Here is a 13825-nt window from a genome sequence, read left to right as displayed (position 1 = left end):
TACGGCGTGGTGAAATCCGGAAAGCCGTTCGACCCTCAAATCGCGCTTGCGAAGTGAGGGTCAAGACGGTATCTACAGGGGACTGCATGCGGTTTACCCCCGCGCCGAATTCACCAGATGCGCCATCGCCTCCTCGCTCTTCAGCACCAGTACATCCCCCTCCAGTGCATCGAGTACCACCTCGCAGGTATTGCCAATCAATGCGCCGGTAAGCCCTGTGCGGCACACGGTACCGATCACTGTCACCACCGCATCCAGCTGTTTTTCGGTATGGGGAATCAGCACATCGGCCGGGCCTTCAGCCACGTGCAGGCAATCGTCGGCGATACCGTACTGTGCCTGGAACGCCGCGCACGCCTGGCGATAACGCTGTTCGATGGTGTCGCTCAGTTGATAGACCGGGTCGGCCGCCGACAGCATCGGCGAAGGGTGGGCGCTGATCACATGCAGCGCCCCCTTGGCCAGCCTGGCAATCTCGTAGCCGTGATCGACGATACTGGCATGCAGGCGCTGGTGGTCTTCGTCCTGGTTGCCCACATCCACCGCCGCCAGCACGTTGCCGCCGGTCCATGGTCGCTCGCTCTTGACCATCAGCACCGCGCACGGACAGGCGCGCAGCAGCTTCCAGTCGGCAGGGGTGAGCAGGGCCCTCTTCAGCGGATTGTCGGGGCGATGCTCCTTGATCACCAACTCGCAGCCTTCGCGCTGCTGCACGTGGATGATGGTGTCATGCAGGTTGTCTCGCCACGCCGCTTCATGGGTGACGTGGTCAAAGCCGTCTTCCTGCAACTGCTTGCCCAGCAGGCTCAACAGCGCACTGTGGTCGCGGCGCTTGTCACACATCAACAAGTGCAGGCGTGCGCCAGTGACGCTGGCGATCAGCTTGGCGCGCGTCAGCGCCCGGCTGTGGGCGTGCTCAGGGTCAAGGACGACGAGAATGCTGCGGACGGCTTGCATGGGCGTGTACTCCCTGGAAGGTGGGCAGGCGGTGCCAGACTATAGGCCGCGCGCGTGGCGCTGACGCTTGATGCACATCAAGCATAGCCACTGACGCCGTTGCCTGCCGCCGCTATAATCGCCGCCCCTGCCTGTCTCTGTATGGTCGTATCGTTTATGTCCCTGATCCCTGAAATCGACGCCTTCCTGGGCTGCCCTACACCCGATGCCTGGATCGAGGCGGCGCTGGCCGATCAGGAAACACTGCTGATCGACCATAAGAATTGCGAGTTCAAGGCGGCCAGCACGGCATTGAGCCTGATCGCCAAGTACAACACCCATGTTGACCTGATCAATATGATGTCGCGCCTGGCGCGCGAGGAGCTGGTTCATCACGAGCAGGTCTTGCGGCTGATGAAGCGCCGAGGCGTACCCCTGCGCCCTGTGTCCGCGGGTCGCTACGCCTCGGGCCTGCGTCGGCTGGTGCGTGCCCACGAGCCGGTCAAGCTGGTAGATACGCTGGTGGTGGGGGCATTCATCGAGGCACGCAGCTGCGAACGCTTCGCGGCCCTGGCGCCGCACCTGGATGAAGAGCTGGGCCGTTTCTATCACGGCCTGCTCAAGAGTGAAGCGCGCCACTATCAGGGCTACCTCAAGTTGGCGCACCACTATGGCGATGAGGCGGACATTGCGCGCCGGGTTGACCTGGTACGCGCCGCTGAAGCGGAACTCATCGCCTCACCGGATCAAGAGCTGCGTTTTCACAGCGGTATACCGCTGGCACTCGCCGCCTGAGCACAGCAGGCGGCAGGGTAGGTGTCAGTCGCGCCGTCCCAGCAGCAGGCCCACTACCAGGCCAACGCCCGCTGAAAGTGCGACGGTCTGCCACGGGTGGCCGCCAATGTAGTCTTGGGTGGCCGCGACCATGGGCTTCGCCTTGTCACGCAGGTTACCGGCCGCTTCCCGGGCCTGACGCAGCTTGAGACTGATCTGGGTGCGCAGGGTTTCGGCTTCTTCGCCAACCAGCGCAGCGCTGTCGTTGAGCAACCGCTCGGATTCCTCGATCAGCGCCTGCAGCTCGCTGAATACCTGGTCCTTGATCTGGTCGCTGTCGGGTACTGCGGCATTTTTACGGGCCATGCCATGCTCCTCCTGGACGGGTCGTTAGAACAATGGATACTCGTGCGCCAGAAAAGTTGCCTCGCAGTGGGCGCTGGCGCCTTGGTGTAAGATACCGATCATTTCCATCAGGCAGGTGATTCATGAGTTTCAATCTGGCCAACATGAGCTATGAGGAACGGGCACAGATCGAGGCCGAGAAAGCCCGGCTGTTCGAGATGTGGCAGGCCAACCTGGGTAAGGCCAAGGGCGAGGCGGCCCGGCTTATCGCCGAAAAACCTCGGCGCAAGGGCAAGTGGGCCGAATGGGTGCGCAATGAGCTGGACAACATGACCCCGCCCGAATACGCCAGCATGGTGCGCAGCGAAGTCAACAAGCTGATGGCCGCTGCCAGCGCCGCTCGCTGAGCGGGTGCACGTGCCGCCTTACCACTCGCTGCCCTTGGGCAGGTCCAGCGTGCCTTTGTCACTGAACCGCACCGTGCCGAAAGGGCCGCTGGCCAGTTTGCCGCGCAGCGTGTAGGGCAGGCCTTGCAGCGTATTCAGCTTGCCTAGCCCATAGGCCTGGCGCAAAAACGCAAACGCGGTGATGCTCACCGGCACTTGGACCACCGCCTCGCCATACCGGCCAATCTGTCCGCTTTGGTCGCTGACGCCCGCTGCCAATGGCTGGCCGTTGACCTCCAGGTTCACTGCAATACCGTTGTACTCGATCGGTGTCTCATTGGGGTTCTGCACCCGTAGCTTTACCGCCATGCGCAACTCCAGGTCCTGTCCGGGCAAGGGCTCCAAGCCGATCACGCTGATCGAAACCGGATCCCGGGGTTGCCACAGCGCGCACGCGCCCAAGGTCGCCGACATCAGCAGGACAGTAAGCAGACGGGTGATGAGCAAAGGGCGAAGGGTCATGGGGCAAGGCCTTGGAAAGAATCGTCCGGCAGTGTGGCAAATGCTCGGCAGCGTTGAAAGTGTCGGTAGAGATGAAAGATACTGTTTCTCATTAACGCCCGATAATTTCTCTTACTGTGTAGTTGCCTAACCATGCTGACGTCTCACGTGCCGGGCCTGCTGGCAAGTTTCCAGGAACACTATGACGACTTGTTGCAGTTTCTGACCCGGCGCATGCGTGACCGCCAGCGCGCTGCGGACGTTGCCCACGAAACCTACTTGAGGCTTGCGCAGATCGATGCGCACGCTGTGCCGGTGCTGCACCCGCGTAGCTTCATCTTTCGCGTGGCGGGAAACATTGCGATCGATGCCCTGCGTCGTGACCAGCGCCTTGCCGCCTGCCACGACGACAGTGAGGGCATGGTACACGTGGCCTGTGGCGCGCCGGCACCGGAGGCGGCGTTACTGGCCAGCGAGCGCCTGCAGATTCTCGATCAGGCTCTGCTGCAACTGCCCCCCAAAGCGCGCCAGGCGCTGTTGCTCAATCGCGTGGAAGGGTTGACGCAAAGGCAGGTGGCGCAAAGGCTCGGCGTGTCCGAAAGCATGGTGGCCAAGTACATTGGCCAGGCGCTGCGGCACTGCCGGGGATGGCTGAAGAAAGCCGGTGTCGCGGCATGCATGGCGTTGATGCTGGGCAGTTGGCTGGCGTGGCAGCAGGCACCTGTATGGTTGTCCGACTATCACACCGGTACCGGCGAGCGGCGCATGCTCACCTTGCCCGATGGCACCCGCGTCACCCTCAACAGCGCCAGTGCCATAAAGGTGGAATTCGACGCGCACGCACGTCGGGTGGTGATAGTGGCTGGCGAGGCGCTGTTCGAGACGTCCGCCGAGGCCCGTCCTTTCGTGGTCGAAACGGCAGGGCTGCCGGTAAACGGCACCGGTGCGAGGTTCAGCGTGCGGCGCGACGGGCATGTGGTCCTTGGCCAGGGTGCTGCGCGGCAGGGCGCTCAAGCCTTGAGCGTAGCGGCCGATGCCGATGCGCAGCTGGCCTGGCAACGGGGCAAGTTGATCTTCAATGGCAAGCCTTTAGGCCAAGTGCTGGCTGAGCTTGAGCGCTATCGCCTTGGGCGTATCGTGTTGTCGGATCAACAGCTAGCGGGCCTTGAGGTCAGTGGTGTGTTCGACCTGGATGATCCGCATGCCATGCTGCGCACCCTGGAGCAGCGGTATGGCCTGAAAGTCACCTACCTGCCGTGGCTCGCCGTGGTGTATTGATCTTCAAAGCGGCCCTGTCGAAACCTACCGAAAAAACTTTTCATCGGCACTGCAAGTTCTCGTGGGCTGGATCGTCGTAGTGGGGCTAAGCCGCAAACCATTCCCATTCACGACTCGCCTGGAAGCTTTCTCGTGCCTCTCATGCCCACGCTCTCGAATAGCCGCTGCCGTTTTCTGCCACCTGTGTTGATGTCGTGCGGCGCGTTGGCCGTATTGGCCGGCGCGCTGCCCGCTCACGTCGCTGCTGCAACACAGCAGGGATATGTGCAGACCGCGCAGGTACAGCTGGATGTCCCGGTGCAGCCGCTGGACCAGGCGTTGACGCGCTTTGCCGATCAGGCCGGCCTGCATTTGCTGTACACCACCGCTGACGTGGCTGGCCTGCAGAGCCCGACCCTGCAGGGCGCCTACAGTGTCGAGCAAGCCTTGCAGCGGTTGCTCGAGGGCACCGGCTTGAGCTGGCAGTTCACCGATGCGCGTACGGTGACGCTGCGCAAGCACGATACCCCCCTGCAGGCCATCAACCTCAAGCCGATTGAAGTAAGCGTGGCCTCGCGCACCAGTACTGCCATCAGCGAGATTCCAGGCACCGTGTGGGTGGTCGATCAGCAGCAACTGCGCGAGCAGATCGACAGTGGCGTAAGCCTCAAGGAAGCCATCGGCAAACTGGTGCCTGGCCTTGACCTGGCGCCGGAGGGGCGCACCAACTACGGGCAGAACATGCGTGGGCGCAGCGTGCTGGTGATGATTGATGGCGTCAGCCAGAACAGCTCGCGAGGCCTGTCGCGCCAGTTCGACAGTATCTCGCCCTTCAACGTGCAGCGCGTCGAAGTGCTGTCCGGCGCCAGCGCCATCTACGGGGGCGGTGCGACCGGGGGCATCATCAACATCGTGACAAAAAAGGGCGAGGCGGGCCCTGCGCGTTTCGAAACCCAGCTCGGCGCCAGCAGCGGTTTCAACAACAGCGATGATCTGGCGACCCGCTTCGCCCAGTCGATCAGCGGTGGCAACGAGCGGTTCAATGCGCGTCTTGGTGTGTCCGGCGAGCAGAACGAGGCGTTCTACGATGGAGCAGGCGATCAGATCTTCATCGACAATACCCAGACCGACCTGCAATACAACCGCACCCTGGACCTGCTTGGCAGCCTGGGCATGCAGTTCGATGATCAACAGAGCCTTGACCTGCTGGCCCAGTACTACGATTCCGGCAACCATGGCAGCACCGGCATCTGGTTTCCCAACCTCAATTACAATGGCCCCTCCGACCTTGAAGAGGCCCAGTTGCGCAGCGGGTACTCGTCCGACCTGAACCCGCGCACCCGGCGCGTGCTGCTCAATGCCAATTACCACCACACTGATGTGCTGGGCCAGGATTTCTACCTGCAGGCTTCCTACCGCAAGGAAAACAACAACTTCTACCCGTTCCCGTACTACAACCGTGGTACACCGACCGGCTCGCGCGGTGTGTATTTTGCAGCCTCGCAGCAGAACTTCGAGGTCACCAGCCTCAAAGGGCTGTTCGCCAAGCAGTGGGACACGCTGAAATTCACCTATGGCGTGGACATTGACCGCGAACGTTTCAACGCTGACCAGACCGTGTTCGATGCGCGGGTGTCCTCTGAAAGCGGCGGGCTGGACCTGGACAAGGCCAGCAAGGCTGCGCGCTACCCCAGCTATGTGGTCGATGGGGTCTCGCTGTATGGCCAGCTTGAATGGCGCGCCACCGACAACCTGACGTTCTCCGGCGGCGCCCGGCGCCAGCAGATGGATGTGGAGGTGGGTGACTACAAGGGCGTTCCAGGTGGGAGTAACGACTATCAGGTCAATCTCTACAACCTGGGGGCGATCTACGACTTCAAGAACGGCCACCAGCTGTGGGCCAACTACGGCGAAGGCTTTGACCTGCCCGATCCGGCCAAGTACTACGGCAAGCCCGGCCTTAGTGTCGGGGACAACCCGCTGGCCGGGATCAAGAGCCGCCAGGTGGAGTTAGGCTGGCGCTATGCCGACGTGCAGTGGGACGCTCAAGCCGCGCTGTACTACATCTGGTCGGACAAGATCATCAATGTAGATTCGCAAACCCTCACCATTGACGTCGAAGACCAGAAAAGTCGCGACTTTGGCTTCGAAGGGGCACTCACCCGCCACTTCGACCGAGGTTGGGAAGCCGGCGGCACGCTGCACCTCACCCGTTCCGAGGAAGAGGCAGACGGCGGCGGGTGGCGCAAGCGCGATGCGCGTTATGCCTCCTTGTCCAAAGCCACCGCGTTCGTTGGCTGGAAGGATGACGGGCGCAGTGCGCGTTTGCAGGCCAATCGGGCCTTCAGCTTGAAGGACGATGCCCAACACAAGATCGATGGCTATACCACGCTCGATCTACTGGGCAGCCAGGACACCGACTACGGCACCTTCAGCGCAGGTATCCAGAACCTGCTGGACAAGCAATACAGCACCGTGTGGGGCCAGCGGGCGACGCTGTTCTACTCGCCCACCTACGGGCCTGCCTACCTCTACGATTACCAAGGGCGAGGCAGGACCTACACGCTGACCTGGAGCCTTGCGTACTAAGGCTTTTGCGCTCGGCCCAGGCAACACCGGCGCCCCGATCAAGGGGCGCTGGTTGAAACATCGTGAATCACCTGCAGCGTCGCCAAGCCTTTTGACTCGAACCCTTTGCGCCGTAGGCTATCAAAGCCACCAGGCCAGGCGTTTTCGTACGGAGGTGAAGCATGAAACTGACACTACCGTTGTTGGTAATAGGTATGGCGGTTTGGTTACCTACCCATGCGACCGCGCAGCCGTGGCTGCACGTTGCCGCCAATGACAACAACCCCTACAACAGCCCCGTGCAACGCGCCAACCCCAACAGCCGTCAGGGCAGCGTCCCGGCGACGCCGCCTGTGCGCGGCCCGTCTACCCAGCCCGTGCCGCGCACCCCGACGGTAGAGAACCGCGGCATCGGCAACGGTGAGAACCTGCGCCGTCATCAGCAAACGCCCAATCTGGAACCTACGCGGCCCCCGCGGGACAACCCGCGCGCGCCCTGACTCCAGCACCCCGTATCTGTCAAAGGAACTTCGCATGTCCCGAGCAACCTGGCTGGTTACCCTGGCCGCTGCCGCATTAGCGCCTCTGTTGACCCATGCCGCTGCCCAGCAGACGTTCAAAAGTGAAGAAGGCACCCTTACCGTCGATACCGTGGCCAACGGCCTGCGTACGCCGTGGGCGCTGGCGTTCCTGCCTGGCGGCCAGGACATGCTGATCACCGAACGCATCGGCAACCTGCGCGTGATCAATGCAGAGGGCAAGGTCGGCCCGCCCATCAATGGCGTGCCCAAAGTCTGGGCCGAGGGCCAGGGCGGCCTGCTGGATGTGGCCTTGTCGCCCGAGTTCGACAAGGACCGTACGGTGTACCTGTCCTATGCCGAGGAGGGCAGCGACGGCAAGGCCGGGACCGCTGTGGGCCGTGGCCAGCTGTCGACCGATCGCGCCCGCCTGGAAAACTTTACCGTTATCTTCCGCCAGCAACCCAAGCTGTCGGAGGGCAACCATTTTGGGTCGCGCCTGGTGTTCGACCGCAACGGGTATCTGTTCATCGCCCTGGGCGAGAACAATCAGCGCTCGACGGCTCAGGACCTGGATAAGCTGCAGGGCAAGGTCGTGCGCATCCTGCCAGATGGCGAGGTTCCCAAGGACAACCCATTCTATGGCCAGAAGAACGTGCGCCCCGAAATCTGGTCGTTTGGCCACCGTAACCAGCAGGGCGCTGCGTTGAATCCTTGGACGGGCGCGTTGTGGACCAACGAACACGGCCCCCGTGGCGGTGACGAAATCAACATTCCGAAGCCGGGCAAGAACTACGGTTGGCCCATCGCAACCCACGGCATCAACTATTCGATGCTGCCCATACCAGAGGCCAAGGGTAAACATGTAGATGGCATGGTCGATCCGCACCACGTGTGGGAGAAGTCGCCCGGTGTCAGCGGCATGGCGTTCTATGACAGCCCCGTGTTCACGGCATGGGATCACAACCTGTTCATCGGCGCATTGGCCACGAAGGAGCTGATCCGCTTGCAGCTCAAGGGCGACAAGGTGGTGCACGAGGAGCGCCTGCTGGGCGACTTGAAAGCGCGCATTCGTGATGTTCGGGTAGGGCCGGACGGTTACCTGTACGTGTTGACCGATGCCAAGGATGGCGAGCTGCTGAAGGTGGGCCTGGCGCGGCCCGACTGAAGCCGCGCTGTCGTCGGCAAGGAGGCGACAGGTACAATGCGCCATGACCATCGATCCCTTACAACGCTACCAGCAAGCCCTGGAAACCCAGGGCTTTGTCGTTGACCCCGCACAGCGCCTCGCCATCGAGGCGCTGCAGGCCTGCTTCGAGGCTGTCGAACGTGGACGATCCAGCCAGGGCCTCTACCTGTGGGGGCCAGTGGGGCGGGGCAAGACCTGGTTGATGGATCAGTTTCACCGTTGCCTGACCGTGCCGAGTCGCCGCCAGCATTTTCACCACTTCATGGCTTGGGTGCACCGCCGTTTGTTTCAGCTCAATGGCACGCCGGATCCCCTTATGGCGCTGGCGGAGGAGCTAGGAAGCGAAATCCGCGTGCTGTGCTTCGATGAGTTGTTCGTCAGTGACATTGCCGACGCAATCATTCTCGGCCGTTTGTTCCAGGTACTGTTCGACCTGGGTGTGGTGGTGGTTGCCACGTCCAATCAGCCGCCAGGGCAACTGTACCGCGATGGCTTCAACCGCGAACGTTTCCTGCCCGCCATCGCTGCCATCGAGCGGCACATGCGTGTGCTGCCGGTAGCGGGTGAGCAAGACCACCGGCAACACCCGGGCCTGCCGTGCCAGCGCTATTGGGTCACCGACGACCGGGGCAGTCACCTGGCCGCGGTCTTCGAGCGACTGAGCCCGGACGACCCAGGCACCGACCAGCCCCTCATGCTGGGCAGTCGGCAGGTGCAGGTGGTGCGCCGAAGTGCGAAGGCCATCTGGTGCCGTTTCGACGCGTTGTGCGAACAACCGATGGCTACCCAGGAATTCATGGCGCTGTGCGACCGTTTCGCGGTGATCCTGGTCGCGGACATACCGGCGCTGAGCGGTCAGCAACAGGCCGGGCGTATCGCCCGTGGCACGGAGGACGGCGCCTCCCGTGTGCTAGCGGGCGACCGCGACTTGCCGGCACTCTCGCCCAAGGACGATGCCGTGCGCCGCTTCATCGCCCTGGTTGATGAATGCTACGACCGCCGTGTGGCGCTGTACCTGGAGGCACAGGTGCCGCTCGAGGCGCTGTACACGCAGGGGTATCTCGCCTTCCCCTACCAGCGCACCCTCAGCCGGCTGCGTGAAATGCAGCTGCAGCGCTTCGCCTGATGCGGTCACGCACGATCAGCGATCCAGCCACTGGATCAGTGTGCGATTGAAACGCTTGGGTTCTTCGATCTGCGGCGCGTGGCCCATGCCTTCGAAGGTGACCAGTTCGCCTTTGGGAATGAGCTTGGCCACCTGCGGGCCGAGCAAGGCGTAGTTGCCCAGCCTGGCCTTGACTTGCGGCGGTGCGATGTCACTGCCGATTGCCGTGGTGTCCTTGTCACCGATCAACAAAAGGGTTGGCATCTGCAGGTCCTTGAATTCGTGATAAACCGGTTGGGTGAAGATCATGTCGTAGATCAAGGCCGAGTTCCACGCCACCCGTTCGTGCCCAGGGCCCTGATTCAGACCCACCAGCATCTGCACCCAGCGCTCATATTCCGGTTTCCAGCGGCCGGCATAGTAGGTTTTGCGCTCATAATCACGCACCCCGGCCGCATCGAGCTTGAGTTCGCGGGCATACCACTGGTCAACGGTGCGGTAGGGCACACCAAGGGCCTTCCAGTCCTCCAGGCCGATGGGGTTGACCATGGCCAGGCGCGTGACCTGCTGCGGGTACATCAAGGCGTAGCGGGTGGCTAGCATCCCCCCGGTCGAATGCCCCAGCACGATGCTCTGCTTCACCCCCAGGTGCTCGAGCAGTGCATGGGTGTTGCTGGCCAGTTGCTGGAAGCTGTACTGGTAGTGCGCAGGTTTGCTGGATGTGCAGAAACCGATCTGGTCTGGGGCAATAACGCGGTAGCCTGCCTTGCTCAAGGCATCGATGCTGGTTTCCCAGGTTGCTGCGCAAAAATTCTTGCCGTGCATGAGCACGACCGTGCGGCCGTTGGCATTGCCCGACGCCGGGACGTCCATGTAACCCATTTGCAGCGATTGGCGCTGTGATTCGAAGTCGAAGTGCTTGAGCGTATGCGGGTAGTCGAACCCTTCGAGCTGTGCGCCGTAGGTAGGCGATTGGGCGGCAATGGCCGGGCTGCTGGCCAGGCACACCATGGCCAGGGCGGATGCACGCAGCATGAGGCACTCCATGTCAGATCAAGTAGGAAGACTCGACTGTAGCAGCAGGACAGTGCCCTTAAAGTCTCAAGGTGTTACCAACCGTGAAACCGGCGCCAGGTCAGTAATCGGCGACCACCGCGTCCTTGCCCTGAGCGTCGATACCGATGACCTGATAGGCATCCCTGCGCTCGCCCATTTCCATGCCCGGCGAACCGGCTGGCATGCCTGGAACGGCCATGCCCTTGAGGTCACTACGGCTAACCAGTTCACGCACGTGGATAGCGGGGACATGGCCTTCGACGAACTTGCCAGCGATGACCCCGGTATGACACGACGCATGGCGCGGCGGTACTTGCAGGCGTTGCTTGACGACGCTCATGTCTGGTTCGACATGGTCGTTCACGGTAAAGCCGTTCTTTTCGAGGTGACTGATCCAGGCTTTGCAGCAACCACAGTTGGGGTCGCGGTAGACATCGATGGTGTCGGTGGCCTGTACAAGGGTGGTGAAGGTCAACAGGCCAAGGGCCAGGCAATTTGAACGCAGCATGGACAAGTTCCTTATAAACGTGTGACCTGCGGCCAGCATAGCGCGCGGCCTGGTCCAAACGTGCAAGGCGGCAGGGTCGCCCCCTCTGGCTTTCAACCTGCTGACCGGCGCATTACAGTTTCGTCAGCCAGTGGCCTGGTCATTGTGCAGGTCGCGCATCAGTAGCCCGAACGCCAACGACACCTGTTCAGGGACTGGCAGATACACCACATGGCCATCCCCGGGTGCGACTTCGATGGGCTGCTGCTGCCGGTCGTGCAGCTGATTCAGGTCGAAGTGGTAGTTGCCGCGAGGTGTCATCAGCTCCAGATGGTCGCCCAGGGCGAAGCGGTTCTTGACCTTGACCTCGGCCCAACCATTTACCCGCAGCCCAGTCAGTTCACCCACGAACTGCTGGCGCTCGGACACCGAGCTGCCGCGCTGATAATTCTGGTACTCATCGTGCACATGACGGCGCAAAAAGCCTTCGGTGTAGCCCCGTTGCGCAAGTGACTCGAGGTTGTCCATCAAGGTGCGGTCGAAAGGCTGGCCATTGGCCGCATCGTCGATGGCCTTACGGTAGGACTGCACGGCCCGTGCGCAGTAGAAATGCGACTTGGTGCGGCCCTCGATCTTGAGCGAGTGCACGCCCATGCGCGCCAGTCGCTCGACATGCTGGATGGCCCGCAGGTCCTTGGCGTTCATGATGTAGGTGCCGTGCTCGTCTTCGAACGCGGGCATTTCGGTACCGGGACGCTCGCTTTCCTGCAACAGGAACACCTGTTCGGTGGGCGTACCCTGGCCCAGCGTCGGCTGCACCTGGTGCACGATATCGCCGGTGACGCTCTCGGTCGCTGGCGTGACGTCATACTTCCAGCGGCAGGCGTTGGTACAGGTGCCCTGATTGGCATCACGCTTGTTCAGGTAGCCCGACAGCAGGCAGCGGCCTGAATAGGCCATGCACAGCGCCCCATGCACGAAGACTTCCAGCTCCATGCCAGGTACTTGCTGACCAATTTCCTCGATCTCTTCAAGTGACAGCTCCCGCGACAGGATCACGCGGCTGATGCCTTGCTGCTGCCAGAACTGCACGCTGGCCCAGTTGACCGTGTTGGCCTGCACCGAGAGGTGCACCGGCATCTGCGGGTAGTGCTGGCGTACCAGCATGATCAGGCCCGGGTCGGACATGATCAACGCGTCCGGTGCCATGGCGATCACGGGCGCCAGGTCCTTGAGGAAGGTCTTGAGCTTGGCATTGTGAGGCGCGATGTTGACCACCACATAGAAGCGCTTGCCCAGCGCATGAGCCTCCTGGATGCCCAACGCCAGATTGGCATGGTCGAAGGCGTTGTTGCGCACCCGCAGGCTGTAGCGGGGCTGACCGGCATAGACCGCGTCAGCCCCGTAGGCGAACGCATAGCGCATAGTGTGGAGCGTGCCGGCAGGCGCCAGCAATTCGGGCTTGGCAACAGAAGTCATGAATACACCGGGTAAAGGGCGCGGATGCTAAGCCGCTTGCGGTGCGGCCTTATTGATCTGAATCAAGGGGCAAGTGGCACTTTTACCCCAGCGCCACGCACTAATACCCCAGAACCCATCCGAGGACCGGAAATGAACGAAACTGCTTTGCAGAACAAGGCGCTGGCGGTGCTCCTGGCACTGGTGACCGTTGCCTTCGTCTGGATCTTGCTGCCTTACTACGGCGCCATCTTCTGGGCGGTAATCCTGGGCATCCTGTTCGCGCCGTTGCAACGCAACCTGCTCATGCGCTTTGGGCGCCGCCGCAACGTGGCCGCTGCCGTGACCACGCTGATCTGCTTACTGGTGGCGGTATTGCCGGTGATCATCATCAGCGGCCTGCTGGTGCAGGAGGGGGCAACGCTGTATCAACGCATCCAGAGCGGCCAGCTGGACATCGCAGGGTATGTTGAGCGGGGCAAGGACATGCTGCCAACGTTTGCCCAGAACGCGCTGGACAACTTGGGCATGGGCAACCTGGAGGCCCTGCGTGACAAGATCACCACCTGGGCCTCCCAAGGCAGCCAGGTCCTGGCTACCCAGGCCTTCAGCTTTGGCCAGGGCACATTCGATTTCGTGGTGGGCTTCGGCATCATGATGTACCTGCTGTTCTTCTTCCTGCGCGAAGGTGCCGAGGTGGTGCGCAAGGTGCGCATGGCCGTGCCGCTGCCTGAAAACCAGAAGCGCCGCCTGCAGTTGAAGTTCAAGCGTGTAGTGCGCGCTACGGTCAAGGGCAACGTGCTGGTGGCCATCACTCAAGGGGCGCTGGGCGGCTTGATTTTCTGGATCCTTGGGATCCCCAGCGCGCTGGTCTGGGCGGTGATGATGGCTTTCCTTTCGCTGCTGCCCGCCGTTGGCGCAGGCATCGTCTGGGGGCCGGTGGCGATCTACTTCCTGATGACCGGCGCGATCCTGCAGGGCGTGATCCTGACCGCGTTCGGCGTGCTGGTGATCGGCCTCGTCGACAACGTACTTAGGCCCATCCTGGTCGGCAAGGACACCCGCATGCCCGATTACCTGATCCTGGTATCAACCTTGGGCGGCCTGTCGGTATTCGGGCTCAACGGTTTCGTCATCGGTCCGCTGATCGCCGCGTTGTTCATCTCCAGCTGGGCGATCTTTGCGTCGAGCAAGCCTCAGGTGCAGCTGCCGCGATAACCGCAAGCCAAGTACTGGCTTTTGCTG

General features: G+C 62.0%; 14 protein-coding genes. 8 read left to right on the top strand and 6 right to left on the bottom strand.

Features of this window, described 5'->3' with window-relative positions:
• Positions 1-93 precede the first annotated feature (93 nt).
• Positions 94-957 carry a universal stress protein gene (locus FS767_RS20860; RefSeq protein WP_144967976.1) on the bottom strand — a complete coding sequence of 288 codons (864 nt, stop codon included), beginning with the start codon at positions 955-957 and terminating at the stop codon, positions 94-96.
• A gap of 156 nt (positions 958-1113) precedes the next feature.
• Between FS767_RS20860 and FS767_RS20855 the strand changes: the two genes are divergently transcribed.
• Positions 1114-1731 (top strand): tRNA-(ms[2]io[6]A)-hydroxylase, encoded by a 618-nt coding sequence (locus FS767_RS20855; protein WP_144967974.1) that lies wholly within the window; start codon positions 1114-1116, stop codon positions 1729-1731.
• Positions 1732-1755: 24 nt separating this feature from the next.
• On the opposite strand, the gene FS767_RS20850 is transcribed toward FS767_RS20855, so the two are convergent.
• Entirely contained in the window at positions 1756-2076 is a 321-nt protein-coding gene (locus FS767_RS20850; protein ID WP_027914998.1) for a YqjD family protein, read from the bottom strand.
• 122 nt (positions 2077-2198) lie between these two features.
• Between FS767_RS20850 and FS767_RS20845 the strand changes: the two genes are divergently transcribed.
• On the top strand, positions 2199-2462 hold the full coding sequence (locus tag FS767_RS20845; protein ID WP_058605664.1) for a hypothetical protein: 264 nt from the start codon (positions 2199-2201) through the stop codon (positions 2460-2462).
• Between the two features lie 18 nt (positions 2463-2480).
• Here the strand turns inward: FS767_RS20845 and FS767_RS20840 are convergent, their stop codons facing one another.
• On the bottom strand, positions 2481-2963 hold the full coding sequence (locus FS767_RS20840; protein ID WP_144967973.1) for an LEA type 2 family protein: 483 nt from the start codon (positions 2961-2963) through the stop codon (positions 2481-2483).
• 132 nt (positions 2964-3095) lie between these two features.
• Between FS767_RS20840 and FS767_RS20835 the strand changes: the two genes are divergently transcribed.
• From FS767_RS20835 to zapE, 5 genes are all read left to right on the top strand, one after another.
• Positions 3096-4220, top strand: a complete 1125-nt coding sequence (locus FS767_RS20835; RefSeq protein WP_144967972.1) for a sigma-70 family RNA polymerase sigma factor — start codon at positions 3096-3098, stop codon at positions 4218-4220.
• Positions 4221-4361: 141 nt separating this feature from the next.
• Positions 4362-6788 (top strand): TonB-dependent receptor, encoded by a 2427-nt coding sequence (locus tag FS767_RS20830; protein WP_144967971.1) that lies wholly within the window; start codon positions 4362-4364, stop codon positions 6786-6788.
• 161 nt (positions 6789-6949) lie between these two features.
• On the top strand, positions 6950-7267 hold the full coding sequence (locus tag FS767_RS20825) for a hypothetical protein (protein ID WP_144967969.1): 318 nt from the start codon (positions 6950-6952) through the stop codon (positions 7265-7267).
• Between the two features lie 34 nt (positions 7268-7301).
• Positions 7302-8453 (top strand): PQQ-dependent sugar dehydrogenase, encoded by a 1152-nt coding sequence (locus FS767_RS20820; RefSeq protein WP_144967967.1) that lies wholly within the window; start codon positions 7302-7304, stop codon positions 8451-8453.
• A 43-nt stretch (positions 8454-8496) separates the two neighbouring features.
• Complete coding sequence (gene zapE, locus FS767_RS20815; protein WP_144967965.1) at positions 8497-9600, top strand: cell division protein ZapE; 1104 nt, start codon at positions 8497-8499, stop codon at positions 9598-9600.
• A gap of 15 nt (positions 9601-9615) precedes the next feature.
• On the opposite strand, the gene FS767_RS20810 is transcribed toward zapE, so the two are convergent.
• From FS767_RS20810 to yegQ, 3 genes are all read right to left on the bottom strand, one after another.
• Entirely contained in the window at positions 9616-10614 is a 999-nt protein-coding gene (locus tag FS767_RS20810) for an alpha/beta fold hydrolase (RefSeq protein WP_144967963.1), read from the bottom strand.
• 100 nt (positions 10615-10714) lie between these two features.
• Entirely contained in the window at positions 10715-11143 is a 429-nt protein-coding gene (locus tag FS767_RS20805) for a DUF411 domain-containing protein (protein WP_144967961.1), read from the bottom strand.
• Between the two features lie 123 nt (positions 11144-11266).
• Positions 11267-12601, bottom strand: coding sequence for a tRNA 5-hydroxyuridine modification protein YegQ (gene yegQ / locus FS767_RS20800; protein WP_144967959.1), 1335 nt, complete (start codon positions 12599-12601; stop codon positions 11267-11269).
• Between the two features lie 132 nt (positions 12602-12733).
• On the opposite strand from yegQ, the gene FS767_RS20795 reads away from it, so the two are divergent.
• Positions 12734-13798, top strand: coding sequence for an AI-2E family transporter (locus tag FS767_RS20795; protein WP_144967957.1), 1065 nt, complete (start codon positions 12734-12736; stop codon positions 13796-13798).
• The last annotated feature ends 27 nt before the right edge of the window (positions 13799-13825 follow it).

Source organism: Pseudomonas sp. DE0010 (assembly GCF_007680745.1).
Taxonomy (GTDB): domain Bacteria; phylum Pseudomonadota; class Gammaproteobacteria; order Pseudomonadales; family Pseudomonadaceae; genus Aquipseudomonas; species Aquipseudomonas parafulva_B.
This window is presented reverse-complemented; position numbering and strand designations above follow the sequence as displayed.

Bases quoted from the DNA above. Each gene is read 5' to 3' on its own strand.
- FS767_RS20860 (WP_144967976.1), bottom strand. From the start codon at position 957: ATGCAAGCCGTCCGCAGCATTCTCGTCGTCCTTGACCCTGAGCACGCC.
- FS767_RS20855 (WP_144967974.1), top strand. From the start codon at position 1,114: ATGTCCCTGATCCCTGAAATCGACGCCTTCCTGGGCTGCCCTACACCC.
- FS767_RS20850 (WP_027914998.1), bottom strand. From the start codon at position 2,076: ATGGCCCGTAAAAATGCCGCAGTACCCGACAGCGACCAGATCAAGGAC.
- FS767_RS20845 (WP_058605664.1), top strand. From the start codon at position 2,199: ATGAGTTTCAATCTGGCCAACATGAGCTATGAGGAACGGGCACAGATC.
- FS767_RS20840 (WP_144967973.1), bottom strand. From the start codon at position 2,963: ATGACCCTTCGCCCTTTGCTCATCACCCGTCTGCTTACTGTCCTGCTG.
- FS767_RS20835 (WP_144967972.1), top strand. From the start codon at position 3,096: ATGCTGACGTCTCACGTGCCGGGCCTGCTGGCAAGTTTCCAGGAACAC.
- FS767_RS20830 (WP_144967971.1), top strand. From the start codon at position 4,362: ATGCCCACGCTCTCGAATAGCCGCTGCCGTTTTCTGCCACCTGTGTTG.
- FS767_RS20825 (WP_144967969.1), top strand. From the start codon at position 6,950: ATGAAACTGACACTACCGTTGTTGGTAATAGGTATGGCGGTTTGGTTA.
- FS767_RS20820 (WP_144967967.1), top strand. From the start codon at position 7,302: ATGTCCCGAGCAACCTGGCTGGTTACCCTGGCCGCTGCCGCATTAGCG.
- zapE (WP_144967965.1), top strand. From the start codon at position 8,497: ATGACCATCGATCCCTTACAACGCTACCAGCAAGCCCTGGAAACCCAG.
- FS767_RS20810 (WP_144967963.1), bottom strand. From the start codon at position 10,614: ATGCTGCGTGCATCCGCCCTGGCCATGGTGTGCCTGGCCAGCAGCCCG.
- FS767_RS20805 (WP_144967961.1), bottom strand. From the start codon at position 11,143: ATGCTGCGTTCAAATTGCCTGGCCCTTGGCCTGTTGACCTTCACCACC.
- yegQ (WP_144967959.1), bottom strand. From the start codon at position 12,601: ATGACTTCTGTTGCCAAGCCCGAATTGCTGGCGCCTGCCGGCACGCTC.
- FS767_RS20795 (WP_144967957.1), top strand. From the start codon at position 12,734: ATGAACGAAACTGCTTTGCAGAACAAGGCGCTGGCGGTGCTCCTGGCA.